The sequence below is a fragment of the Oceanicoccus sagamiensis genome, assembly GCF_002117105.1.
Lineage (GTDB): Bacteria > Pseudomonadota > Gammaproteobacteria > Pseudomonadales > Dasaniaceae > Oceanicoccus > Oceanicoccus sagamiensis.
Genome location: NZ_CP019343.1, coordinates 1428533 through 1455026 on the forward strand (window position 1 = coordinate 1428533; position 26494 = coordinate 1455026).

At 51.1% G+C, this 26494-nt stretch carries 18 protein-coding genes; all 18 read right to left on the minus strand.

Features of this window, described 5'->3' with window-relative positions:
- Positions 1-51 precede the first annotated feature (51 nt).
- Entirely contained in the window at positions 52-1140 is a 1089-nt protein-coding gene (locus BST96_RS06490; protein ID WP_085757913.1) for a FecR family protein, read from the minus strand.
- Positions 1133-1714, minus strand: coding sequence for an RNA polymerase sigma factor (locus BST96_RS06495; protein WP_169713932.1), 582 nt, complete (start codon positions 1712-1714; stop codon positions 1133-1135). Before BST96_RS06495 ends, BST96_RS06490 begins: the two co-directional genes overlap by 8 nt.
- 223 nt (positions 1715-1937) lie before the next feature.
- Positions 1938-3110 carry an alpha-hydroxy acid oxidase gene (locus tag BST96_RS06500; RefSeq protein WP_240554910.1) on the minus strand — a complete coding sequence of 391 codons (1173 nt, stop codon included), beginning with the start codon at positions 3108-3110 and terminating at the stop codon, positions 1938-1940.
- Positions 3085-5256, minus strand: a complete 2172-nt coding sequence (locus BST96_RS06505) for a PQQ-dependent dehydrogenase, methanol/ethanol family (RefSeq protein WP_169713933.1) — start codon at positions 5254-5256, stop codon at positions 3085-3087. The genes BST96_RS06500 and BST96_RS06505 overlap by 26 nt, the downstream gene beginning before the upstream one ends.
- 45 nt (positions 5257-5301) lie before the next feature.
- On the minus strand, positions 5302-7578 hold the full coding sequence (locus BST96_RS06510; protein WP_085757916.1) for a TonB-dependent receptor: 2277 nt from the start codon (positions 7576-7578) through the stop codon (positions 5302-5304).
- Positions 7579-7735: 157 nt separating this feature from the next.
- On the minus strand, positions 7736-8824 hold the full coding sequence (locus BST96_RS06515; RefSeq protein ID WP_085757917.1) for a helix-turn-helix transcriptional regulator: 1089 nt from the start codon (positions 8822-8824) through the stop codon (positions 7736-7738).
- 340 nt (positions 8825-9164) lie between these two features.
- Complete coding sequence (locus tag BST96_RS06520; protein WP_085757918.1) at positions 9165-10376, minus strand: SGNH/GDSL hydrolase family protein; 1212 nt, start codon at positions 10374-10376, stop codon at positions 9165-9167.
- A gap of 131 nt (positions 10377-10507) precedes the next feature.
- Positions 10508-11788, minus strand: coding sequence for an APC family permease (locus BST96_RS06525; protein WP_206045416.1), 1281 nt, complete (start codon positions 11786-11788; stop codon positions 10508-10510).
- On the minus strand, positions 11781-13733 hold the full coding sequence (locus tag BST96_RS06530; protein ID WP_085757919.1) for a CocE/NonD family hydrolase: 1953 nt from the start codon (positions 13731-13733) through the stop codon (positions 11781-11783). Before BST96_RS06530 ends, BST96_RS06525 begins: the two co-directional genes overlap by 8 nt.
- Positions 13734-13760: 27 nt before the next feature.
- Positions 13761-14597, minus strand: a complete 837-nt coding sequence (locus tag BST96_RS06535) for a M55 family metallopeptidase (protein ID WP_085757920.1) — start codon at positions 14595-14597, stop codon at positions 13761-13763.
- Positions 14598-14606: 9 nt separating this feature from the next.
- Positions 14607-15989, minus strand: coding sequence for a serine hydrolase domain-containing protein (locus tag BST96_RS06540; protein WP_085757921.1), 1383 nt, complete (start codon positions 15987-15989; stop codon positions 14607-14609).
- 34 nt (positions 15990-16023) lie between these two features.
- Positions 16024-17517 carry an aldehyde dehydrogenase family protein gene (locus BST96_RS06545; protein ID WP_085757922.1) on the minus strand — a complete coding sequence of 498 codons (1494 nt, stop codon included), beginning with the start codon at positions 17515-17517 and terminating at the stop codon, positions 16024-16026.
- An 841-nt stretch (positions 17518-18358) separates the two neighbouring features.
- Complete coding sequence (locus tag BST96_RS06555; RefSeq protein ID WP_157117883.1) at positions 18359-20887, minus strand: S9 family peptidase; 2529 nt, start codon at positions 20885-20887, stop codon at positions 18359-18361.
- 396 nt (positions 20888-21283) lie between these two features.
- Entirely contained in the window at positions 21284-23842 is a 2559-nt protein-coding gene (locus BST96_RS06560) for a TonB-dependent receptor (RefSeq protein ID WP_157117884.1), read from the minus strand.
- A gap of 119 nt (positions 23843-23961) precedes the next feature.
- Positions 23962-24120 (minus strand): hypothetical protein, encoded by a 159-nt coding sequence (locus BST96_RS20380; RefSeq protein WP_157117885.1) that lies wholly within the window; start codon positions 24118-24120, stop codon positions 23962-23964.
- Positions 24081-25067, minus strand: coding sequence for a FecR family protein (locus tag BST96_RS06565; protein WP_085757926.1), 987 nt, complete (start codon positions 25065-25067; stop codon positions 24081-24083). The genes BST96_RS20380 and BST96_RS06565 overlap by 40 nt, the downstream gene beginning before the upstream one ends.
- Complete coding sequence (locus tag BST96_RS06570; RefSeq protein ID WP_085757927.1) at positions 25064-25699, minus strand: RNA polymerase sigma factor; 636 nt, start codon at positions 25697-25699, stop codon at positions 25064-25066. The genes BST96_RS06565 and BST96_RS06570 overlap by 4 nt, the downstream gene beginning before the upstream one ends.
- A gap of 257 nt (positions 25700-25956) precedes the next feature.
- Complete coding sequence (locus tag BST96_RS20590) at positions 25957-26451, minus strand: alpha/beta hydrolase family protein (RefSeq protein WP_169713934.1); 495 nt, start codon at positions 26449-26451, stop codon at positions 25957-25959.
- Positions 26452-26494 lie beyond the last annotated feature (43 nt).

Genomic DNA, 26494 nt, shown 5'->3' on the forward strand with positions numbered 1-26494 from the left:
CAGGCAGGGGTAAAAAACCCGACGTGGCGGGTGTAATTTTTTTGTAATTTTTTAAGGGGCGCGGTGAACAAGGTAAACCACATCCTCTGAAATATATTCCGCGCGGATATCAAAACCCTTTTCCAGCGCATCAAATACCGAATCAATTTCGCTGACTTTAAAAAAGCCACCGACTTTAATGGCGCGTACGGCGGGGTCGGGAATAATAATATTTAAGGGTGTATAACGATTGACTTCTGCTATCACCCGCGACAAGGGTTCACTGCGAAAAACCAACATCCCCTCACGCCAGGACAGTTTATGTTCCTCATCACCCAAGGCCTCCAGCATGACATGCTCGGCGGTATGGCGGTCATAGGTGGCCACGCCACCGGCTTTGACTCGGGCGGTGACTGGTGCCGCCGATGTGTTGGGTTCTGGTGTTTGGTTTTGTGCCAGTGTGGTTGGCTTGCTGGCTGTGGTTGTCGTTGTGGTTGTAGCTGTAGCCGCAGGCAGAATTGCAATTTCCCCTTCGGTGACGACTACTTCCACATCATCGCTTTTTAGATAGACGGTAAAGGCTGTGCCCACCGCCCTGACTTTGCCCTGCCCGGCATGGACTTCAAAGGGGCGTTCGGGATTATGGGCCACCTCAAAATGCGCTTCGCCCTTGCTAAGGTAAATGGTGCGGCGCTGGTCGGTATAAGCCACCCGTAGTTCGGTATTGGTATTGAGTAGTACCATCGTACCATCATCGAGTTCAACCTGTTGCTGTTCACCGATCTCCGTGCGGTAGTGGTTGGGTGAGGTGTTAAATTGCAGCAGGATAACTAATAGCAGGCCCATCGCAAAAGCTACGGGGGCCGGTGTTAACCAGCGGCGCGGTGAGCGTGTTGTTTGTTGTGCCTGTTGCCGGGCGGGGGGCACCATGGTGGCCAGTATATTCATATCGCCCCACAGGGCCAGGTGCTTTTCAAATTCGCGGCGGTGTTCGGGGCTTTGTTGCAGCCAGTGTTTAAATTCACGCTTGGTGGCGGCGCTGGGCTGGTCGGCATCGAGCCGGGCTACCCATTTGGCGGCCTGGTCGGGCAGTGACTCGGCATCGGGGAAGTCCACCACGGTGGCTGCTGTGGGGGGTTCGCCCTTGTTATAGTCAGTCATGGCTATGCTCCTGATGTGCCGGCGGCAGGCTGCTGTCTGCGGCGGCTTCCTGTTTTTCCATATAGGTCATACATCGTCTGATACCTAAGGTCACTTGTTTTTCTACTGCGCCCACGGAGATATTTAGCTCCCGGGCAATTTCTTTATGGGACAGGGCCTGGTATTTGCGCATTAAAAATACCCGCCGGCACTGGGGTGGCAGTTCGGCAATGGCGTTGCAGTAGAGTTGGATTGTCTGTTCGGCTTGCAGGTGTTCTTCCAGCGAGCCGGGCTGGGGAGCTTCTTCGGCGGCGGCCTCTTCGAGGTAGTCGGTCATTTGGTGGGCTTTTCTGCCCAGTTCGCGCATGGCCACGGATTTGGCAACACGGAACAGGTAGGCCTTGGGAAATTCAATATCCCGCTGACGGGTGGCCCGGTAGGCCCGCAGAAAAGTTTCCTGCACCATATCGTCGATATCTTCCTGCCGGTATAAAAACCGGCCCAGATAGCGCCGCAGCGCCGACTCACTGCCTAAAAAAGCACTGTAGACGCTGGATAATATGGACGATGTTTTATTGTTATCGGGCTTTGCCACTATGACTACTCCGCCAACTAATGCGCCAATCTATGCGCATGTGCTTCGCCGCCACCGCACCACGGGGGATGCTGGCAGTGGCTCCCTGTAGTATAGAACCCTTTAGGGGGCGTTTACCCCCCTATGTATTTTGATTATTTTTTGCTGGCGGTGTCAGCCCTCTTTTCGGCCCTCTTTTGGGGTTAATCGGGTGACTGAGCTTTTATGCTGTTTTTTATATTGGTTATTGCTTCATTAGGTGTTTGTATTGAATATCATTAACCCTGCTCACACCCAATAATCTCATCGTGCATGCCAGTTCCTGCTGCAATATATACAGAGACTTTTCAACCCCGGCCTGGCCACCGGCCGCCAAACCATAGAGGTAGGGCCGGCCAATGGCGCAAGCATTGGCCCCCAAAGCCAAGGCTTTGACAATATGGGACCCTCGCCGAATACCGCCATCAACGATTAACTCCAGCTGATCACCCACCGCCTGTCGTATCGGCGCAATACAATCTACCGGGGCGGGCGTCCCGTCCAATTGCCGGCCACCATGGTTGGATATCATCACGGCTGTAGCCCCCACCTGAACCGCTCGCTTGGCATCTTCCGGGGACTGAATGCCCTTGATCACAAAAGGGCCTCCCCACTGCTGCACCAACCAGGCAACATCGTCCCAGGTAACGGTGCGATCAAATTGGCTGTTAACGTAGTCAATTAAACCCATTGCCCCTTTGCCCAGCGCATCTTCTCGATGAGCCACATTGACCAGTTTTATATCGGGCTGACGCAGCAGGTGCCATAACCAGGAGAAGCAACCGGCATAGCTCAAGGCCTGTTTAAAACGGATTTTGGGCGGCATAGTCATGCCGTTTACCCGGTCTCTTTCACGGTTGCCAGCTACGGCGGTATCAACGGTTAAACACAGGGCCTGGTAATGGCTGGCCTGACAGCGCTGCACAAATTCCCGGGTCAATTCACGGTCTTTCAGCATATAAATCTGAAACATTTTGGGGCCGGCGGTGGCAGCAGCCACATCTTCCAGACGAGTGGTGGCCATGGTAGATAAGCTATAGAGGGTGCCAAAACGATCGGCGGCACGGCATACACCCAGTTCTTTATGGTGGTGAAACAGGCGGGACATGCCCGTCGGTGATAAAAAAAACGGCAGCTGCAGTGTGGTGCCCAGCAGGTCCGTTTTTATATCCAGTCTATCGACATTGTTGAGCTGGCTGGGTAATAAGGCGTAATCATCAAAGGCTTTGGTATTGCGACGTAAACTCCACTCATCGTCGGCGCCTCCCTCCAGATAATCAAAGATGGGGGCTGGGAGTTTAGCCCTGGCTCTATCCCTGAGCCCGGCAATATTGTGCAGGCCCTGAAGATGATTAGTGCGGCGAAAGCAGTTGTTCAAGTGTTGCCCCCTGCAGCAGTTTTTGCTGCTCGGTTATCAAGTAGGCCTGAATATTGCGCACATCGGTGGCGCTCAGGACATCATTAAACGCGGCCATACCACCGGCACTGAATAGCCCCTCCAGCACAATGTTTTCAAACAGGGCATGTATAGCTGGCTGCAGGGTATAGAGGTTGGGATAGGCGGAGCGCACCTGGCCATTGGCCCCGTGACAGGCGACACAGTACTGCCCGAATAATGCCTGGCCCTGTTGAATATCGGCCTGCTCAAAGCCCGGCCATTTTTCCGGCAGGGGGGGTATCTCTAGTGGCGTTACCGGCGGTGGCAGGGAGACTGAACCGCCATCCAATTTAAACACCAGCAGGCGCCCCTGGTTCTGGTAGTGGTAGGCCGCGGCTCCTTCGGGAAAGGCCCGGGACATTGCTCCACCATAGCCAGCCATTACTGCAATATATTGCTCACCTTGAATAGCAAAGCTCATGGGGGCAGCCATAATGCCAGTACCAATGGTGATGGTTTTCAGGATTGCCCCGCTATTGGCTTCATAAAAACGCAGCTCACCGGTGGCGGTACCCTGTATAACCAAGCCCCCGGCGGTAGCAAGGACACCGCCGTTCATTCCCCCTTTTAACGGCTGCTGCCAAACCAGCTTTTGGTTAACAGGGTCCCAGGCTTTTAGGTATTCCTGCACTTTAATCCCCCCCTCTACCAGCTGGTGGAATGGCTCGGGCACCGGCGGCCAATAAGGCAGGTACTGTATAGAGCCGGTATTAAATCCCGAGGGGTTAAACTGGTATTGCGGGCTATTGATATACACACCCGGGTTGTCGATGGCGGGGATATAGACCAAACCGGTATCCGGGCTCATCGCCATAGGCATCCAGTTATGGCCACCGGGTGAGCCGGGAAAAACCACTTTCGGCTTATGTTGGTAGTTTCCCTGACCCGTTAATACCGGGCGACCTGTTGCCTTATCAATATGGCTGGCCCAGTTGACGCGCACATAGGGCTCGGCAGAGAGCAGCTCGCCGGTGGCTCGATCCAGCATATAGAAGAAGCCATTTTTGGGGGCCTGCATTAATACTTGCCGCAGCTGCCCATCGATCTCGACCTCGGCCAGCACCATATGCTGGGTTGCGGTGTAATCCCAGATTTCTCCCGGTGTGGTTTGGTAATGCCACACTAAGCGACCGGTATCTGGGTTAATCGCCAGAATGGAGGCTAAAAAGAGGTTATCACCGCCACCGGGGCTTCGGTACCAGATGGGGTAAGGTGAGGCATTGCCGGTCCCCACATACAGCAGGTTTAAGGTTGGGTCGTAGGCCATATGGCCCCATACCGTACCCCCGCCCCCACTTTGCCAGCTGGAGTCCGCTGACCAGGTCTTGGCTGCCATGGCCATTTCAGGGTGTTCTATACCCTTTGCTGGATCACCCGGCACAGTGTAAAAACGCCAAGCCAGTTCACCGCTATGGACGTCGTAGGCACTGATATACCCCCTGACACCCCGCTCTCCCCCGGAGTTTCCAATAATCACTTTGTCTCCGGCAATCCAGGGGGCACTGGTTATACTGTAGTGCCGGTCCCGGTTTACAAAGGTATCCACTGTCCAGATTTCTTTTCCAGTATCCGCGGACAGTGCTACCAGGTAGCCATCCAGTGTCCCCACAAACACCTGCCGTTGCCAAAGTGCCACGCCGCGGTTAACCACACCACAGCAGATACGCCTGGCCCAGCTGCCGTCAACCGGGGGGTCGTAGCGCCAGTGTTCTTTGCCAGTTGCGGCGTCCAGCGCATAGACCGTGCCCCAGGGGCCTGAGGTGTACATAAGCCCGTCCACAACCAACGGGGTTGCCTCAAGGCCATGCTGGACCCGGCCCCGATAATTAACCGGGTATTCCCAGGCCAGCCCGAGGCGCTGAACCGTTTGGCGGTTGATCTGCTTTAATGGCGAGAAGTGTTGCTGCCTGAAGGTACGCCCTGAGGTCAGCCACTGACCGGGTTCACGCCCTGCCTGGCGCAGACGGTTAGCGTCAACCAAGGGCGTTGCCGAAGCAGAATGGGGGCTGGCGTTGCTGATGTCCGCAGTAGGCGCCTTTTCATTGCAGGCAACCAAAGGCAGCAACAATGCCACGCAAAAACTCAACTGCCATCGCCTTAGCACTGACATCCTGTTCCCTCAAATAACGCATTAAAAGTTGTATCGCATATTGATACCCAGGGTACGAGGGCGCTGGCGCTGAACCCGACCATCCCCAACCTGTGTATCGATCCACAAGAGTTCATCGGAGCCGGTTACGTTGTTAACAAAAAGCTTCAGGTCCAATTGCTCAATGGTGACCCCGAAGCTGGCATCCAACTGGTGGTAGTCCCCCGCCGCTGGCCCTTGTTCTTTGAGGTTGTTGTAATACTCATCGACATAGGCCCAGTCGGCGCGAATATACGCATCATAAGTCGCCAGGTTAAAGCCATACTCAGACCCCATATTGACTGTAAAGCCAGGGGTGCCCGGTAGAGTGTCACCGCTGCTGCCAAGGCCGGGGGTATCTTCCGCCAGCGCCGCATCGGTATAAGCCGTACCAAAGGTGAAAATCCAGTGACTACTCAGTAAGAAGGTGCCTTCAATTTCTGCGCCTTTAATTTCTGCTTCACCGGCATTTTCTGTGATCAGGAACGCACAGGGCGGGTTGCGGGAAACGGGAATATCATCCCAGCTAATGTAGTAGGCGGCAGACCTCAACTCCAAGCGCCCCTCCATCAGGGTGAACTTGGAACCCAATTCGTAGCTGATCAATGTATCGGAATCGATGACGTCAGGGATCGGTGTATCGAGGCTATCCACCAGGCCATCGTTATCTACATCACAAGTGCTGGGTACCGCGATATGCGGGCGACCTAAACGAAAGCCCTCTTGCACTTGCACATAGTAGAGTTGGTCATTATCGGTGGTATAGCTGATATTCAGTTTGAGGGTGGTGTCGTCTTCTTGATTTTCAGGGTTAGAAACAATTCTGACATTGCCATTAAACACACCATCCGTAATACGCGTTTCATCCCGTTCATAATCGAAATAACGCCAGCCAAAGGTGGCTTTTAACTGCTCTGACAACTCATAGGAAAATTCACCAAACAGGGCCTGCTGCTGCAAGCCCGCCTCAGTATGGGAAGTGAATAAGGTCGCGCCGCCAAAAATATCACTGTCCGGGTCGCCTGCCCAGGCAGCAAATTGCGTGGTGGTAATATCGATATCCTGATAGAAGGCGCCCACTAGCATTTGAAAGGCACCATCAAAATTAGACGTAAACCGCAGCTCTTGAATAAAAGCATCATTGCCCTGACGATCTTCCAGTGCAATGGGGGTATCCCCACCCAGTGGCACCGCAAAAAATACGCCGACATCGCGGTCCTGCAGTGATTCGGTATCTACCCAGGATGAAGATGCAAACAAGTCCCCCCAAGTCAGCTCATACAGCACTTCAAGGTTGGTGACATTGATGTCCTGTTCCAGCGACTCGCTCCCCAGGCTGGTACCAAAGCGTGCTTGCTGAAAGGGTTTTAACCGCAGCGACTCCTCAGGTAGGCCGTCCTGTTCAATATCCTGCGTAAAGTAACTGGCTTTAACACTCAAGTCATCACTTGCCTGCCACAGCAATGAGACTCTACCACCGGTGTATTTATCGCTGCCGATATCTTCTTCGTCGACTAAAACAGCACCCAGTGTGGCGCCCAGACTGGTTGATTTTACGGGATCACTGGCCGCAATATTTTCATAAGTACCGCTGTTATCATATTGATAGGCGGTAGCACGCAAGGCCAACCTATCTTCAATCAGCGGCAGGTTAAGCGTGCCCTGTGCCATGGTATTGTCACCGCCTTTTTCCTCGGTATTGGAATAGGTCGCGGCCACATTGCCATGCAGGCTATTGAGCTCAGGGGCCTTGGGAATAATTCGCACGGTGCCACCCAGTGAGCCGTCGCCGTAGAGGGTGCCTTGCGGCCCCCGAAGTATTTCGACCCGGTCAATATCGACTAATTTAATATCCGGGTTGCCCCCGCCAAAGGAACCAAAATCGGTTAACGGGGTTTCGCCATAATAAATACCCGTTGGGGTGGGCAGCTCGGTGGCCTGGGGTGAGGTTGATACCCCCCGAATAATAATTGTGTTGCGCCCTGCGCCCCGGTCGAGGCTGTTTAAACCCGGCAGCGTGCGAAGGTAATCATCCATCCCGACCAGGCCGCGTTTATCAATGGTTTCGCTATCGACAGCCGCAACACTTAAGGCGGTGTCTTGCAGGCTTTGTGATCGTTTAGTCGCCGTGATCACTATTTCTTCAAGTACATAGTGTTCTTGTTGTGCCGATGCTAACAGCGGTAGCAACGCTGCTGTGAGCACACTCAGCCTACAGGTTGCTGCTATATATTTTGCGTATTTTGCCTTATGTGGCGCTTGCTTTATGGTAAGTACCATATCCCCCTCCCACTTGCTTTTAAAATCATGCTGTACTGGTCGTTTAGCTATCTGGTATTTTTATAAGGGGACATTAAAGGATTAAAAAAACCAAAACGCTTCCAATCGGCACTTAAACTCGTCAGACAGGCACTTTCTATACTTTCTATATTACTTTCTATAACAACTGACGACTTTCTTTAGGGGTGGTACCAAAATACCGCTTAAAGGCCTTACCAAAACTGCTCGAACCGGTGTAACCAACCTGTTCAGACACTTCGCTCACCGCTGCACCTTCACGCAATAACAGACGGGCGTTAGTCATTCGCTGGCTAAGCAAGTACTCGTTCACCGTCACACCGTAAAGGGCTTTAAAACCCTCTGTGAGCTTGCGCCGGTTAAAACCTACCCACCGGCTAAGGTCGTCCAATGTAAATGATTCGGCATAGTCGCTGTGCAAACGCGCCTTTAGCGCTTCCAGTTTTTGGATATCCCGCTGATTTAAACGCACACTGCCAACGCTAGACAGGTTATCGACATACAGAGAACGAATCGCCTGGGTTAATAACTCAAGGCTGCGGCTTTCTGTATGGAAGTGATAAAACGGGTTATCGCTTGTCAGGTCGAGAATTTCGCGGGCCAAACGATAAATATCAGCGGTTAAAGGCACCACCAGCAGATGGTCTTGAAGTTTATGGGCGTCCGCATTGGTGGCTAATAACTGGATATAGTGCCGGTGTGCCGGCGCCACAAACCGTGCAAGCTGCTCTGGCTTAAACACCAGGTGGACGCTGGAGTGATTTCCAAGGTCAACCATATCGTAGGTGTAGCGCAGGCCCTGACCAAAATTCAGAAAAGTACATTGAGCGGCGCAATCAAAGGGCAAGGACTCATTAAAAGACTCCTTGGGTTTACCCTGCATAAAAACCCGCAGTGAAATCCATTGCTCCGAATAATAACTGCCCCGCATCAATGCCGGCCTGACATCCCTAAACAGCTGGAGAATAAAACCGTTTGAGAGAAAATGAAATTCTTCCTCGTGGTCAGGCAGGCAGAAACGCACCGCAGAGGAAATATCGCCCTGCGCGACTAAACGTCGAAGATCGTAAAAAAATTCACTGGGGTCAACCGCGCCCTGGCTTTCATAGCCAAATAGATGGTGGCATTCAGGGGCGTTGGGCACCAGTCGCGTGACAGCGCCCTGTTGTGAGGCTGTAAAGTTATTTAAGGTAAAGGATGTGCGAGCTTGCTTATATATTTTCCCCATAAGGGTATAAGACACTTAAGTGGGTAAAAACCCCACCTATACATAGCTGAAAGATAACAGGCTGAAGCAGGCTGTCATCCATAGTCTCTCATGGCTTCTATCGTCTGGAGGGCATTGCCTTTGCAGTCTAAAAGAACCGTAACGGGGGCCGTGTCTACTTGGGATGGCGTGACAATATAATCACCTGTTGGTGATATGCCGTTCACATCAGGACTATCAATAGATAAGCCATAGCTTTATTTAACCAGTGATATCCATACTGGTTAGCGACTGCCCCTTTAGGGCTTGTTGCAGTGTTTTATGGGCCGCCGTTATATCCTGCGCCGCATTACCCAGTGACTTATAAAGAGTGGTTGCTACTCAACGCCCACCGCCCAAACCGGGAACCGGATTGGCGATAAGCTGACCTAAAGCTGTGTATATGGCCGGTTAGTTTATTGTTGTGGAAAACCCCATAAAAATAACTGCCTGTCAGGCTATCGCCCCAATAAAAATGGCCGTTGTCTTGCCAGGCTACAGGGTAAGTGGCTTGTAGGGTGTCGCCATTGTTAAAAACGATTTTCTGTTTTACGGACCACTGTTTGCCCTGTGGGTAAAAGCTAAGTGTTAGCGTGGCGGGCCGAGCCATAAAGTAAGCTAGCTGCCCTGACCACTGCCCGAGGATACTGGCCTTTGGGCTATCGCCAGAGGGTAAGGCCGGGGCTTGCCGGTGTTGTGGTGGATGCTTTAAGGCGTGCTGTAGTAATGCGGGCAGTGTGTTAACGCTATCGACCGCCAGGGTTTGAATCAGTGCCGCGTGATGGTCGGCCAGGGTGACCAGTGGCCTTGGGGTAGTGCTTTTGTGGGTGCCAGTATGATCAAAGCGCGGGGCCATTACTGTTGCTGATTGCCCCAAGATACTATCACCCAGCAGGTGCGCATATAGAACGCTGGCCGCCACATAAGTGCCGGCGGCGGCCGGGTGTAAACCATCATCAAGGTATAAGGCCAGGCCGGGGGCTTGTTGGCGAACCTGCTGCCAGACCGGCCCTACCGGAATTAATTGGGCATCCAGCGCTGTGGCCAGTTGTGCATAGGCATGGTTAAGTACTGCTTGGTCACCGGTTTTTTGCTGCCTGGCCCAGGTGAGCATTAGCGCCGTTTGCGCTCCGGTTTTTTGAATGGCGTTGTGGAATAAGGTGGCAAAGGCATAAAAGGTTTCAGGGTTGGCGAGTACGGCGTTGCCATTGACGATGGTGGGGCCCAGTGCACTGTACTCCTGTAAAATTACGTAGTCCCAGCCGCCCTGTTGTATTGCCGCCAGTGCCCTGCCCGCAAACCAGTGTTGCGCCAGGGCTGCCCCGCCGATGGTTACCATACTGACCTGCACTTTGTTGGTGCCATCGCTGTTGGCCATGGCTTCCAGCATACTTGGCAGGCTATTGCCGTAGGTCAGGCTATTGCCAATAAAGAGCAGTTTGATGGGACGCTCAGCCGTGGCGGCGCTGTTGCCCGCTAAGAGTAATATCAGCAGGCAGCAAGATAGCCCTTGAATAAACTTCTCTTTGTTCATGTAGTTAAGCTCGTCATTTAGTTAAGCTCGTCTCTTAGTTAAGCCCGCCATATAGTTAAGCTCGCCCTTGATAATGTTTTAGTAAAAATAACACCGCCCCCAAAACCACCCAAGCAAAGACCATCACCCACTCATAGGGCCAGACTAATGCAGCGCTGCCACCGGGCAGGTACAGGCAAGCCAGACCGATGGCAGAGAGTAACGATTAGCCGGCCGCCATAGACTCGGTACGGCCTTGGCATATCGGGCTCGCGGGCGCGTAATACCAAGAAGGATAAGGCCACCAGACCGTAGGCAATCACCACGCTAAAGCTGCCGGCATCCACCAGCCACACCAGCATGGTTCGGCCAAAAAACGGGGCCAGGCAACATAGCGCCCCGATCAGTAAAATGGCATTGGCCGGGGTGTTGTATTTGGGGTGTAGCCAGCCCAGCGCGGCGGGCAGTTGCCCGGCTTTGGCCATCACATAGATTGCCCGTGAGCCCCCGACTAAAAAGGCATTCCAGCTGGTAAAGATACCCGCGATACCCGCCAGCAAAATCCCTTGCCCTGCCAGAGGTGTGCCCCATACGCTGCTGGCCGCTGCGGCGGGGGCCAGTTCAACGGTGGCCAACTGGCTGGCGGGCAGGGCTAGCCCCACCGCCAGACAAATCAGGCTATACCAGGCAATGGCCATCAGTACCGCGACGATTATCAGCAGCCCGATTTTGCGCTGGGGCAGGTTAATTTCTTCCGCCATTTGCGGTATTACATCAAAGCCCACAAATAGAAAGGGCACTACGCTCAGTACCCAGAGAAAGCCGCTTAGGTCGTTTTTAAATAGCGCTGGCATGGGGTTTGTCTGGGGGTTAAGCGACGCTCCGGTCAGCAGTAAAGCACCGGCCAGTAGTAAGATCAGCGTGACTAGTAGCTGCATTTTTGCCGCGGTTTTGATGCCCATTATATTGACCCAGGTCACCGCCACTGAGGCGGCTATGCCTACCAGTACCCAGTTAAGGTAAACATCGTAGCCTGCGACGGACCAGAGTTTGTGTGCGTTGATAGCGGGAATTAGCTGCGCCAGTACGGTTGGCAGGGCCACGGCTTCAAAGGCCGAGACGCTGATATAGGCCAGGGCAATGGACCAGGTGCAGACAAAGGCCCAACCGGCCCCCAGTGCGCGGTGGCTATAGACATGTTCACCGCCTACCAGTGGCATGGCTGAGGCCAGTTCGGCGTAGGTCAGGCCGATCACTATCATCATTACACCGCCGACGATAAAGGCCGACACTGAGCCGCCGATTCCGGCCGCCCCCACCCAGCCACCGGCCAGTGCTACCCAGCCCCAGCCCACCATGGCACCAAAGGCCATGGCCAGTGTTTCCAGTTGGTTGAGGCTGCGTTTTAGGGTTTTATCGGCGGGCTTAGTCATCTTGGTTCACCTGGGGTTTGATCACCGGGAGGGTGATATGGGAGGGGTATGGCTGCCCGTGGTATAGCGTATTGTTGGCCACTACCCCCTGCACTTCGTCGTAGTTACGGCCACCGGTATTGAGGTTGCGGCTATAGCGCGGGAAATTACTGCTGGAAACTTCAACCCGGATTGTATGGCCGCGGTGAAAACGGTAGGCGGTGGCATGCAGGCTGAGTGATAGTTGGTAGATGCGCTCTGCTTGCAGGCTTTGCGGCCGATCAAAGCCCTGCCAGTAACGGGCGCGCAAGATGCCTTCTTGTATCAGATAGGCACGGCCATCGGGGTGTTGGTCCAAAAGCCTGACGGTAAAGTCGGTGTCTTTGGCGGATGAGGCGATATAGAGTTCGGCACTGATTTCACCGACGATATCCAGCTGATGGTTTAGGGGTGCCGAGTGATAGACCAGCACATCCTGCCGTGTTTGGCTTGGCGGTTTATCGCAGTCGCCGCTGGGGCAAGGTTCCAGTGCATAAAAGCCGCCACTGGAAGGCACCGGGTCGGCGGGGTCGTAACGGTAGTTATCCTGCCCGGTTTGTTCTGCCGGGGAGTCGATCAGTTGGCCATGGTTATCGCCGCGGTTGGCAGCGCCCTGGCTGGTCAAAAAATACGGCTGGTAATGGGTTTTTGCCAAGGGCCAGCTGGTGGCTTCTGCCCATTGGTTGGCGCCCATTAAGTAGTAGCTAACCCGGGGCATTGTCAGTACGGCGTTATCTTCGCCTTTTAACCAGTAGTTAAACCAGCGCAGATAAAGCGCCAGATAATCTTTGGACGGGTCACCCAGTTGTAGCCCTGCCACTTGGTAATCCGGGCCGGCCGCCGCTGAGCCGCAGTGGGTGGTGGGTGAAATAATCACAAACTGATTATCCCGGGCCGTGGCGGTGTCGCTTTGACGACGGAACAGGTTAAATAATTTTAGGGTTTCGTTGGCGGAGCCGTCGTACCAGGAATTAATATGTAGAGCGGGTATATTAAAACGGTCCTGGTCGGTGACGTAGTTTAGGCTGTCCCAATAGGGGGCAGCGGGTGGCTGTGCGATATAGTTATCGTATTCATTGGGCAAGGGGTTGCCGTTGGCTCTTAAGCTATCAATAACCGGCAAGGTCCATACGGCTTTGTTGATATCCAACGCTGGCAGTGTTGGGGCGGTGGTATAAAAACCGGCGAACTGTTGAAACTGTGAATCGGTCAATGCGGCGGGGAGTTGCAGTGGGTATTGATTACCCGCACCCCAAAACCAGCCCAGACTATTGGCTAATTCCGGCACCCCACCCTCCCGGTACATAAAGGGACGGTAGGTGCCCAGATAGGCGCCACCGGCGGATTCGGCTATGGCGGTGGTGTGGTTGGGGTGGCGGGTGGCCGCCAGTTGCATTTGGTTTTCACCGCTATAGGAGCAGCCAAAGGTGCCTATTTTTCCGCTGGCCCAGGGCTGGCTGGCTAACCAGTTTAGGGTGTCGTAGCCGTCATCGCGGTCATCGGCGGAGATCCGGTAGCGCCCTTCTGATTCAAATTTGCCACGGATATCCTGCACTGCCACAACATAACCTTGTGCGGCAAAAAAATAGGCGATGGAGTGTGTTTTGCGGTAATGGTTTTTGTTATAGGCAAAGCGAATTAAAATTATCGGCCGCTTTTTTTTCTCGCCCTGCGGAAAATAAAAATCGGTTGCCAGCCGCACACCGTCGCGCATGGGAATGCGCACGGATTGTTCCAGCCGTACGGTGGGGTAAAGGGCTTTTGGGGGGTTATCGCTGTGGTAGCCCTCTACCTCTATTGTGGAGCCCAGCGTGGTTAGTGACGCCTTGGCCGATAAGATAGCTCCGCTGTCCTGTGGTTGGGCTGGTAGCAAAGGGGCGACTATTAAAGTACTTGCTGCCAGTATGCTGTTTAAGTATTTATTCATCAGGGTTTGTTTTAAACCTATTTATGCTCAAGGTGTTAACGCGCCACTGGCTGTTAAAAACTGCAACACCTTGGAAACCTCCACCATATCTTTACCGACAAAACGGATGGTGTGGGAGTCCACCCGTTCTATCATCGGTAAATAGCTGCACAGTTCAGCACCAGTGCGGCGCAGGCAGCGAATATCTACGGTAACGGGGTATTTAACCGGGGTGGGTTTGATGGTATCCCGCCGGGTAAGTGCTTTAACGGTGGCCTCGGCAATATGTTGTTCGACCTGACGGGGTAATAGCATGCGGGCACTGGTGGCGGAGTGGGCCCATTTGGTGATGACGGTTTCTGCGTCGGGCAAAACGGTTTGTACATGGCGGCTATAGCTGTCGTCGCCGGAGGCCATAATCACCGGCACATTAAAGTGTGCGGCGGTGGCGGCGCTGATAACGGTTTCTGAGGCGACCTGGTTATTCAGGCGCACTTCGGCAATGGCACCGCCGTGCAGGGTATGGGCCAGTACACCGTCTACACTGCTGCCACCGCTGTGGTAGCCAATTAGCAGGGCACCCAGATAGTCACCAATATCGATGCCTTCCATCATACATAAGGGTCTGGGCCATGAGCGCACTACTTGTACGTTGTTGGGCATTTTGTCCAGCAGCAGGTTCTGGCCATTGTTGTGGGAATCACTGACAACCACTTCGTCAATCCCCCATTCAAACGCTGCATTGCAGGCGGCCACGACTTCGGCGGTCATCCATTCGCGGGCTTGTTGGTACTCAAAACCTTTGGGAGTTAGTTGTTCACCGCTGACAACGCCAGCGGTGCCTTCTATATCGGCGGAAATATATAAACGTTTTTGGGCTGACATAAAAACACCTTAGCTATTGGCCACTCTGGGGTTTTGCCGGGCGCCATTAAATAGATACTGCGGCACGCCCTGTTCGCCTGGTTTTAGAAAAACCATATTGGGGCAGCGATGCCCTGCGGCGGAATAAACGGCAAAGCAGCCGTCTTTGACATGGCGCAGGTCGGCCTGTAATGGTGGCAGCGGATCGACTTTATAAACTATCGTGGCTTTTAATTGTTCCTGTTCACGCACAACAGTGATATGGGTATCCATGGATTCATACTGGCCGGTAATCAACTCCAGTTTATCCAGAGTGGAGGTGCTGTCGGGTTCAGGTTGGGTAAGGTCCAGATTAAAAACGGCTCGGTTTAATTCGGTATTCAATGCCTGATAAGCCGATGGGCGGCAGCCATTAATACAAAAAGCCAAGGCTTTATTGTCTGCGGGTAGCATTAATAGCTGCGATAGAAACCCATTGGTGGCACCGGAGTGACCCACCGACCATATATCCCCGTTGGTATAATGACCCATCCCCCAACCCAGGCCCCAATGGCTATCGTGAATCATTGAGGCTTTAGGTAATTCTATCTGTGACTGTTGCATTTGCTGAACGGAGTCAGCCGATAACCATCGTTCGCCCTGTTCATTAAGCCCGCCTTCCAAATGCCCACGAGCAAAGCGGATCAGGTTTTCCGGTGTCATGGCAGGGGTTGAGCCGACGGGTGCCTGACCCAGTGTTAAATAGGTTTTTTTAGGTAATACCCAACGGTCGGTATTGCTGCCATCAAAGATATGCCCCATGGCACAGCGGTAGCGCAGTACATCGGAGGGGTGTGCTATGGCATGCTGCATACCCAAGGGTTTAAACAAATAATCCGACATAGCCTGATACCAGCTAATGCCGCGCACCACTTCAATCAGTCGGCCCGCAACACAAAAGGCCGCATTGGAATAGGAAAACATTTCACCGACTGGATGCACTAAAGGCAGCAGGCTACAACGGTCAACATAGCGGGCAATTAAATTACCCTCATGGCCATAGTCGTTGGGAAAATAATCCCCGGCCATACCACTGGTATGGTTTAACAATTGGCGGACGGTAATGCTTTCTGTGGCCTGGGCATCGGCAATCATAAAATCGTGCAGATACTGTTTGACCGGTGCATCCAACTCTACCCTGCCCTCATCCACTAATTGCATCACCAGACAAGCGGTCATCACTTTGGTGATAGAACCAATCTGAAAAATACTATCGGTGGTGGCGCTAACGCCGGTGGATAAATTTAAACAGCCGGCGGCGGCGGTTTGCAGTTGGCCATCTTGCCAGGTGGCAATGGAGATGGCGGGGATATTATGTTTTTCTATAAAGGCTTCGGCGAAGCCTTGTAAATTACTGGTGATACAATCGTACATTGTTCTATTCTCGCTAATGGGTTAAACGATTTAATTAACAAAACATATGCACAGCAGAGGCAACGCTATAAGCTTCCAAGCCTTTGCGCCCACCTTCAAACCCCATACCAGATTCTTTTTGCGGCTCTGAGCCAAGGTCAACAAAGCCTGATATGGGCTGGGTGCTGCCCGAAATTAATACCACGCCCGCATCCAGTTGCTGGCCCATACGATGCGCGCGGCCAAGGTCACGGGTACTAACATGGGCGGCCAAAGCAAAGCGGCTATTATTGGCGATGGCCACGGCTTCTTCTTCTTGCTCAAAACTAAACACCGATAGCACCGGCCCAAATATTTCTTCACGGGCAATACAATGCGCCGGGGCCACCTGATCAAAAATAGTGGGCTCAATATAAAAGCCACCGGAGCTTTGATTAACGCGATGGCCACCGCACAATAAACGGGCACCCTCTTGATGGCCACTATCGATATAGCCCAGTACTTTATGCATATGGGCTTCGTTCATAATGGCGCCAAAGGTGCAGTCGGGGTTAAGTGGGTCGGTGGGGGTAATGGCCTGACTCAGGGCAATCACTTTTTCCATAAGTGGCGCTTTGATACTGTCTTGCACCAGTAAGCGGGAGCCGGTAATGCATAAAGCGCCCTGATTGGGGAAGGCCATATCCACTACTGACTGGGCAACCAAGTCCAAATCCGGCAGGCAGTCTTCAAAAATTATATTGGCAGACTTGCCACCACATTCCAGATGCACCCGTTTCATATTGGACTGCCCCGCCGCTACCATAATGGCTTTGCCGGTGGCGCTGCTGCCGGTAAAGGTCAGCATATCCACATCGTTATGGGCTGATAGGGCGGCACCGACGGTGGCACCGGCACCGTGGACTACGTTAAATACGCCCGGTGGTATACCAGCTTCCAGTGCCAGTTCGGCCAGACGGCTGGCGGAGAGTGAGGTGAACTCTGAAGGTTTAAGCACCAGAGTATTACCCATGGCTAGCGCTGGGCCAGCTTTACTGGCGGCCAATGCCAGGGGATAGTTCCAACCAACAATAGCCCCTACTACACCAATCGGTTTACGAAACTGGTAGGCGGTATCGTTGCCGCTAACACCACTGGGAAGCAGTAAATTGCTTAACCCTGACGCCGCCGTTCGCAACGGCCATAGGCAGCGACTAATATCATCAACCAGTGCAGCACTTATGGGCTTACCTACATCCAGTGATTCGAGTAACGCAAATTCTTCTCGGTTAGCTTCAACTAAATCGGTCCATTTATTTAATAGGGATACCCGTTCATCCACGGTTTTATTCCGCCAGCGGCCATCTTCAAAAGCAGCCCGTGCCGCCGCCACGGCGCGGTCAACTTCAGCAGCAGTTCCTTCGCCAAATTCATAGAGCAGTGAGCCGTTATAGGCGGCGAATTTGCTAATCAGTGTATCGCCCTGCGGCTCAACCAGATCGCCGTTAATCATGTTACGAATAGAAAATATGGTGTCTTTGGCACGCTGGTGCCAGTCAATAGTGGTCATAGGATTCCCTTAGATGCTGTCGATAGATAATTTACAGACGAAGAAGCGCCTGCATATACATCTACTAAGACACATTGGGAAACAAAAACCCCACCTCAGTAAGGCAGTTTTTTGTACTAGGCGTTCTTTCAGGGTAGATCACAAGTTTTCATACTCTCAAACTCCCTACATGGTTCGCTCCTTGCAAATACTCCACAAGTCAATCAAAGCCATGACTCTGGGCATGGCAGGAATTTTCACGACCACCTTTGAGCATTAACGATAAATCAAAATTCTTATCAGCGTAAATCTATGCCCTAGACTGATCGCCAACGCCTTCATACAGCTCCCTAACCATCTAGATACAAACCACGCATCACATAAACAAACACCGCCGAACATAAAAGAATCTATTGCTACCACAACGTTGGAGCAATACCAGCCGGGCCAAGAACCTATCAGAGGGTCGGCAACAACAGCTAAAGTACAGGCCCTAAAACATGCTGAACAGCGACTGTCCAAAGCTTTTGCGTCAATAATCTGGTGTACCGTTATAGAGCTGGCCGGCAGAGCTGCCGACTATATAGACAAGAGGTGGGATAGTTCCATAAAAACCTATTAGTTGAACAGGCACATTTCATCGCAATAAAATAACAATAATTTGAAGAATATATAATCATTAAAAGCAATTGAATGCTTCAATACTAATGAAAGGGGGGCAATACTGCTCACCCTCCCCCCATACTAACTCCAAATATAAGCTAAAGAACCCAGACTTAAAAACTAGAATCACTTATAGCAAGGCTAGGCTATGATACGGACTGACATTCTGATCGTCCGGTAGCAAAATCAATGGCTGGAATTAATTGCTCGGAGCCTCCCCCAACAAATGGGTCACAAAATAATCCCAAGTGCGACGAAGGATATAGGCGTTACTGTCATGCCCAACATTTGGCATCAATAACATATCAAAATCCTTATCTGCTTTTTGCAAAGCTTCGACTAAACGAAAAGTACTGGCTGGAGGAATACACCAGTCCAGCATGCCATGTATAAGCAAGAGCTTCCCCTTTAGTGCTTCTATGCGAGCCTCTGCTGGCAAATAACCTTCCATGCCAGGAAAACCTTCGTATTTTTCACTCATCATTGGGGCTGACATCATTCGCCAGTCATGCACACAGCTGCTTACGCCTACTTTAAAAAAATCAGGATAACGCAGCATACCCTCTATACAACCTGACCCCCCTGATGTATGAGCCGAAATGCCCACACGATTAAGGTCCATATAAGCATAACGCTCAGCAAGCTGCCGAATACCGGTAACATGGTCATCTATATTACTAGCAGTCTGAAAAGCTCCATAGCTCTCATCATGGAAAGCCTTATGGCGAAGAGTTGTCCCTCTCCCATCAATCTTCACCACAATAAAACCCAGCTCCGCCAGCGCCATTGCATCCATCGTTGGCCAGCCGCCAGCAATGTCGTTAGTAAAAGCCCCTTTGCCAACCCAAGGAATTTCTGGGTTGTTAAACCCCAAAGAGATCACGGGATAAACTTGATCCGCAGAAAAATAGCTGGGTCTGAAAACCAGACCATATATGTCTGTTTGGCCATCCGCAGCCAACAATTTAACCGGCTCTGGCCACTGCCAATTGAGGGGTAGCGCACTCGTATCAGTTACCTCCAATGTCATGATCTGTTCACCATTACGATCAACCAGAAAACTAACGGGGATTTGATCAGCACGCGAGCGGGTAACCACTGCGAAATCACCATTGGGCTGAATACCAGATGACGCTTTAACGTCTTTGGAAAGACGAGCAATCCCTACACTAAATTCAGTTGGGACAATAGTGACATTATCATGATTGCTAACCACCAAAGGCGTGAGTTCAGCATTATCCATATTAATGCGAACCAAGTCCCGGTAGTAAGGGTCAACCATTTTATCGCGACCTGCCGTTTGCACGAACACTTCACGACGCTTGAGGTCAACACCCGCAATATTGCGTACTAGCCAGTCTCCAGCTGTCAGAGTATTCTTTAAATCACCTGTATTTAAGTCGTATAAATAGATATGCCCCCAGCCTGTTCTCTCTGAAAACCATAGAAGTTCCTGGCTTTCCGGCAGAGGCAGCAATGTTGGATGGTCATCCCCTCCCAGCATTAAATTGATTTGAGTGGTCGAATGCTCTTCAATAAGTATCCGGGTAGCACCAGTATGAGTATCAAATTCAACAACTCGAACGGCTTTATAGTCTCGCGCCATATCTACAAAATAAGCGTGGCGACTATTGTTGCCCCACCACCCTAATTTTGATGTAAAAAAACCATAGCCGTTTCGAGTTGAAGGGATTTGTGGGTAGTCTGCAGCCTGAATATCACCGGTTTCAAGATTAATAGCCAGCAACCGCAACTCTTCAGTATGATCATCCCCCGGATAAGCCACCTTAATTTCTTCCAGCTGAGGACGAATGCTGCCATCAGCAGGTACATGATGAACAATCGGCAAAGATTTTACCCGACGAGTATCTCTCTGCAGAGTAAATACTGTATTGGAATCCGGCGACCAGCAGACTTGTAAACTGCAAATATCATTGACAACGCCCCAAGCTGTGGACATTGCGCCATAGGCATAGGTTGCTTCGCCATCATGAGTCAGTTGCCGTTCTTTTTTTGTCACTAGGTCACTAACCCAGAGATTGTCTTTCCTAACAAAGACAGCTTGAGTCCCATCTGGCGAGACTTCCCAGCCCCCCGGGAGTACCTGTTGTTCTTTACACACACCGGTTGACTCGTTATAAATCCAGTGCAACCCAAACGCAGAAAACTGAATACTATCAACCATCTGAACATGCTCTGATGAAGAGTGGGTTAACTCCATCGAAATAGTTGATATTGGAAGATTACCAGCATCGACTTGCTCATCAGACACACCCGCCAATGCTTGCGCCAACCGCTCATGATCAAAAGCAGGCCTATTGGTCACCAATGCCGCATCGACCAAGCGGTATTGTTTTATCAACTTGCTGTCGTTATCGCCTGTAGGCGAGACAGCCCAACACATTCGCTCATACCAAAAGCAATCACTATCCTCTATCCAGACTGGATAAAGCGTTGCATTAAGCGCTATATGATTGTGACTCAAGCCCTGAAGCAGATATTTCGCATTTTGATAGCGAAGACTCATTTCAGTACTATTGAGGATAGATTGTTGTTCGACCATTACTCTTAATCCTTTTATATATTTGATATCAAATGTTATTGAGTGTTTGAGAATGCTACTGTCAGGTTTTGCAAAAGGACGGTCGTACTTACAGAACACGAGAGTAAACCTTGCACCTTCACTACCGAAGCCCGATGGTTTTTTGGGTTTCGAGCTTAATGCCAAACCATAACCAGCATTGGATAGTGCACTAATTACTTGCAGAACCCTGTATTAAGCTGTTTTGACAAACCCGCTATCTAAGAGTCTTTTCAGCGGTAAACCCCTACCCCGGTTTGTGAAAAAAGTCGTAACCAAGCCTATAAATATTGCCAACCCAATTGAAAGACTGACAAATCCAATTCCGGACACGGCCCCACCAGTTGATACTATGCATAGAAAGGCTTTAAAAAGGAGAGATTGAACAAAGTTATAAAGGGTCGGAGTAATACCGACCCTTTAGAGTATTTAAGGTTACTGTGGCACCAGGGCATCACGTACATACAGTCACACCAATCAACGCACATATTGAAAATATCAGCTATGTTACGCTGCTTTTTGACCAACAATAACCAAACAGCACTAGAAGTCGTAACCTACTTTCAACCCAAAGGAACGACTTCGGAGCACACTATCCCTACCAGTAACTGCAAAATTTGCAGTACCTTCATCTTCATCTAACAGATTATTACCAAAGAGTTCTACATCCACAGAAGCCCACCGCATACCAACATGAGCATTTAGGAATGTTACAGCCTCTGATTTACCAACCTCTGGTATAACCCCGGAATTGCGTATCAGAAGAAACGCAGGGCCCTGCCTGTTATAATCAAAGCGAGCATAACCTGGCATATCACGCGCCCAATTAAACTGGTAATCTGCAGTTAATGAATAACTATACTCAGGCGAGTTATCAACAGGGTCTCCCACGACTTTATCCTCCACCCCTTCCTTCAACGACGTAAATTCAGTGTCGGTAACATTGCCATTAAACCCTATCGTAAGATAAGGTGTTGCCAACCAACGAACATCCCACTCAACGCCTTCTATTTCTGCTTCTCCCGCGTTCTGTAGCGATGAATCACCTGAATCATCGGCTGCCAGAACACCGCTTAAAAAATCCGTATACTCACTAAAATAGAATGCCAGGTTGGTCGCCAATCTATTCTCAAACCAGGACGCCTTGAGCCCTAACTCATAGGTCAACAACTCCTCTGGATCATAGCTAAGATTTGCACCAGCGAATGTTGTACTTGGAGGATTAAAACCACCACTTCTAAACCCCTCAGACATACTGAAATATAAATTAGTATTTTCCGCAGCTAAAAAAGAAACGTAGACTTTAGAGCTAACCTTATCAAACGTTTCTTCTAGCTTACCATCCAGATCACTGACAAAGCTCCGATCATCCTTAAAAAAACGCGACCCAGCACCAATAGTCCAACGCTCATCAATGGCGTAAGAAACATCACCAAAAAAAGCCAAGGAGTCTGAGCCAATCTTTTCTGGTAATGTAGGGCCATCTTCCACTACAAAGAACCCAAAAATATCCGTTAAACTGTTCCCTGTTTTCTCTGTAATTTCCGAGTCACTCATAAAAACACCCAAAACCCAGTCTATTTTATAATCATTATCTGGCAAGCTACTCAAACGAACTTCCTGTGAGCTTGTTTTAGTTTCTCTATGACGGTCAATATCCGCAATACCTAAAACCCCCTCATCCGGTACCGTTAAAAAGATACTCTCATTTTTCGAAAGATTACTGGTTTCTATTTCAGAGGCAACTGCGGTTAGCAGCATAGAACCAAAATCATATGTAGCAGTTATATTATATATATCATGCTCATCATCCAAGCCAAAAGGCAGTGTAGGGTCTGCTGCCGAGCGCATAACTCGATCTGGCGCAGAGAAGCTACCATCTGGTGAGTTTAACGCCAAATTCACACCATCCGATTTATTATGATGCTTAACAACCATAGAGGAAAATGCTAGATTATCGGATGCCTGCCACAACCCTTTTAGTCTTAGATTAGAAAGCTCATTACTATTGAAATTTTCTTCGATAATAGCTCCATCATCATCTATTTGATTGATCCACCCCTCATTATTTTCGTAGGACGCTACCAAGCGGAAGGCTAGAGTATCATCAACAACCGGAATATTAAGAACACCTGTCAACCCTTCACTCCAGCCGCTACCTTTAGATTTATAAGCCGACAAATCAATGGAACCTCCAAAACCATTAAAGTCGGGATCTCTAGTTATAAAACGCACAGTCCCGCCCACAGAGCCTTGCCCAAATAAAGTGCCTTGAGGCCCTCTTAATACTTCAACCTGTTCTAGATCAGTAGCTCTTATATCAGGGTGATCACCGACACCAACGGAGACGGGCACCTCGTCAAAATAAATACCTACAATAGGACTGTCGCCGTTACTACCGCCAACCCCCCTTATAAAATAAAATGACCGACCAGGCCCATTAGATGTTGCTGATAGATTTGGTACCGCAAAAGATAAATCATCAATAGTTTGAATCCCTCTATTTTCTATATCCTCACCAGAGAAGGCGGCCACACTGATGGGCACATCCATTAGATTTTTGTCACCACGCTTAGTCGCCGTTACCACAATTTCTTCCAAAACCCAGCCCTGATTATCTGCACTATTCTCCTGCGCCAACACACTCTGCGACGCACCCCCTGCCCCGATCAAAAACCCTACCGTTGCTGCTAATAATTGTTTCTTACTGTTCATCGTCTTATCCCCATAATTGGCATCTGAGTTATTACCGCGTGGGGAAATAACAATAACCCCACTGTCGGTATAGTCAGCGATAAGACCTGTGCCGTTGAGAATAAACTCTAAGGCTTGTTGTAAGCTGTAATGCCCTTTTAGGGCATTGCTGGTAAACGCATCCACCGAACGGTGAGAAAATAACAACTGCTTGCTGGTTTGCCGGGCCAGAGCCTGTAATGCCTGCTCAGTACTGGCGCGGGGGATATCTAGCTGGTAACGCTGTGCCATCGCGGTTTTGGCGGCGGGGCTTTGGTAGCGGCCCGGTTCGGCCCATGCCCCGTGTGCAAAACTGATCACACTGATTAGCAGTAAATATAAACACCCTGCTTGCATACGTTTTCTCACTGTTGGCGTGGCGTTGCCTGATTATTATCAGGGCTATGTCTCGCCGACCTGTTACCTAGGAGCAATAAGTGTTGTGATTCCTCAGGTCGGCAGTTAAATTTTTTTATTTTTTTTGCTATTTATTTTTTTGCGGCTTGTTTTTTCTCTGGTAGCTTGCGTGTTTTTTCCGGCTTGGTGCTATTGCCTGAGGATAAATACACCAGTTGTTGATCAATGCGGTTAACGTCAATACCAAAACCTAAAGCCAGAGCATCCAGCACGGCGTCGGTATTGCCCACTTCAAATACACCCCCACCCGCAGGGTGCGCAGGGCATTGTCGGTAATCACAATACGGGTGGAGGTATAGCGGCTGACTTCATCCACCAGTGCCTGCAAGGGCTCTTGCCTGAATACCAGAGTGCCGCTGCGCCAGGCTAGTTGTTTGTCGACCTCTACGCTGCTTTCCATGGCCACTTGCAACGGCTGGTGGTGGGCAAAGGTGGCGCGGCTGCCTGCGGTGATACGGGGCCGTTCTGGTAGCGGCTTGGTGGCCACTGTTGGGGCTTCGATAGCGGGGGCCGTTTGGGGCGTGGGAATATTATCCACTTCTACCACCCCTTCATTGACCAGCACTTCAATCTGTTGGTGGTTAAGGTAAACGCTAAAGGCGGTGCCTATGGCCCTGACCACTCCGGCGCCGCTATAAACTTCAAAGGGCCGGCCGGGGTTATGGGCCACTTCAAAATAGGCTTCGCCCTGAAGTAGATGAATGCCCCGGCGCTGTTCGCTGTAGTCGATTTTCAGGCGGGTATTGGTATTGAGTTGGATACGGCTGTTATCGCTAAGCACTACGGTTTTTTGTTCGCCTATGCCGGTGGCATAGAGTTGCGAGGTGTTGCCGGTAAACAGGGTGATGACCACCAGCACTACTGCGGCCATGGCCACTGCCCCGCCCTGCCAGCGGCCAAACCAGGGGGCGGCTGGGTGGATGGCGTCGCTGCTTTGTTCGCTGGGTACGGTAAGTTGCGTTAGTTGATTAAGGGACTGCCAGCGTTGGGCCAGCCGTTCAAATTCGGCGGCATGTTCCGGTGCGGCATTCACCCACTGGCGAAAGGCTGCCAGTGTTTCGTCGCTGACCGGGTCGGCATCCAGCGCGGCAATCCAGCCGGCGGCCTGATCGCTAAGCGCGTTACCCTGGGGCATTTCGATCACCTTGCCCCCGGGTTTGTGATTGGCGGTAGTCATTGTTGCTCCTTGGGCAGCGGGCTGCCGGTTGTAGGGCCGACACCGGCTTGCGGTGGTATTTGGCCTTCCTGCGATAACATATAGGCATCGAATTTTTTGACCCCCAGGGCAATATGTTTTTCGACGGCGCTAACGCTGATATTCAGGCTGGCGGCTATTTCCCGGTGGCTTTTGGCCTGTACCTTTCGCAGGATAAACACTTTGCGGCACTGGGGCGGCAGGCTGGCAATGGCATTGCAGTAACCGGCCAGGGTTTGCTGGGCCATCACTTCGCTTTCCAGGGTGGCATTGCCTTCTATGAGCTCGGCGTTTTGGGCCAGGGCATCTTCGAGGTAGTCGGTCATTTTGGTGGATTTGCGGGTTAGTTCCCGCAGGGCAATATTTTTTGCCACTTTAAACAGGTAGGCCTTGGGGGAGTGAACGGTGCGTTTGCTATTGGCATTGTAGGCCACCAGAAAGGTTTCCTGGGTAATCTCGTCAACATCTTCGGGGCGATAGAGCAGGCGCGCCAAAAAGCGTTTAATCGCCAGTTCGCAGCTGAGAAAGGTTTCCACCATCCCCCGCTCCGGGCCGGCCTTGGCGGCTGGCGTTTCCCGTTCTGGCGGGCGGTTGTTATTGCTGTGTTGGCCCATAGTTTTTCCGGCTAGCGGGCATGGCGGCACTGGGGTGCGGCGGGCCTGCTGGTTGCTAATGAAGTTTATGTCATTAACTACAGAGAAACTAGCGGGGAAAACCTCAGGTGGGTGGGTATATTTTTTTGGAATAAATACTTAGGTTGAGGGAGTGTTTTAATTGACGCTGAAATAAGATCCTGCCCGAGACGTACCCCCTCAAGGTAAAATAATTTCTGCTAGTAACAGGCAGGGGATGTAAAATGGAAGATCATCAACTACCCAAACGATGACTCCAGCTTAAATCCCTTCGGTGGCTCTTCGCCCAATAAATGCCTGACTACATACTCCCAGGAGCGCTGTATGGTATAGCTGCTGCAGCTGTGACCAAGATTAGGCAACAGCAACATATCAAAGGATTTATTCGCTTGTTGTAAGGCCTCGACCAAACGAAAACACATCGCCGGTGGTATCACATCTTCCAACATACCATGAATCAATAGTAATTTGCCCTCTAGTCTGTCGGCAAAATCTGCTAATTCTGGGTAGCCTTCATCCTGGGTGCCAATAGAGGCAAAGAGTCGCGAGTCCAGTTGGGCGTTAATACTGACACCTACAGAGTAAAATTCTGGGTAGAGCAACAGCCCAGCTACAGCTGTAGGAATGCTGCAAAATTCAACAACTCCCACTCTCTGGAGATCAATATAACTATGGCGGGCCGCCAGTTGCTCGATGCCAGCAACACAGTCTTCTTTGTTAAAACGAAAACGCATGGGCTCCAAGGGTAAAACAGGGTCTTGGTAGCTATTAAACGCC

What these genes read in the sequence shown, in the direction of transcription:
- BST96_RS06540 (WP_085757921.1), bottom strand. Translation starts at nt 15,989, where the DNA reads ATGTACGATTGTATCACCAGTAATTTACAAGGCTTCGCCGAAGCCTTT.
- BST96_RS06515 (WP_085757917.1), bottom strand. Translation starts at nt 8,824, where the DNA reads ATGGGGAAAATATATAAGCAAGCTCGCACATCCTTTACCTTAAATAAC.
- BST96_RS06570 (WP_085757927.1), bottom strand. Translation starts at nt 25,699, where the DNA reads ATGGGCCAACACAGCAATAACAACCGCCCGCCAGAACGGGAAACGCCA.
- BST96_RS06530 (WP_085757919.1), bottom strand. Translation starts at nt 13,733, where the DNA reads ATGAATAAATACTTAAACAGCATACTGGCAGCAAGTACTTTAATAGTC.
- BST96_RS06535 (WP_085757920.1), bottom strand. Translation starts at nt 14,597, where the DNA reads ATGTCAGCCCAAAAACGTTTATATATTTCCGCCGATATAGAAGGCACC.
- BST96_RS06520 (WP_085757918.1), bottom strand. Translation starts at nt 10,376, where the DNA reads ATGAACAAAGAGAAGTTTATTCAAGGGCTATCTTGCTGCCTGCTGATA.
- BST96_RS06510 (WP_085757916.1), bottom strand. Translation starts at nt 7,578, where the DNA reads ATGGTACTTACCATAAAGCAAGCGCCACATAAGGCAAAATACGCAAAA.
- BST96_RS06565 (WP_085757926.1), bottom strand. Translation starts at nt 25,067, where the DNA reads ATGACTACCGCCAATCACAAACCCGGGGGCAAGGTGATCGAAATGCCC.
- BST96_RS06525 (WP_206045416.1), bottom strand. Translation starts at nt 11,788, where the DNA reads ATGACTAAGCCCGCCGATAAAACCCTAAAACGCAGCCTCAACCAACTG.
- BST96_RS06490 (WP_085757913.1), bottom strand. Translation starts at nt 1,140, where the DNA reads ATGACTGACTATAACAAGGGCGAACCCCCCACAGCAGCCACCGTGGTG.
- BST96_RS06545 (WP_085757922.1), bottom strand. Translation starts at nt 17,517, where the DNA reads ATGACCACTATTGACTGGCACCAGCGTGCCAAAGACACCATATTTTCT.
- BST96_RS20590 (WP_169713934.1), bottom strand. Translation starts at nt 26,451, where the DNA reads ATGCGTTTTCGTTTTAACAAAGAAGACTGTGTTGCTGGCATCGAGCAA.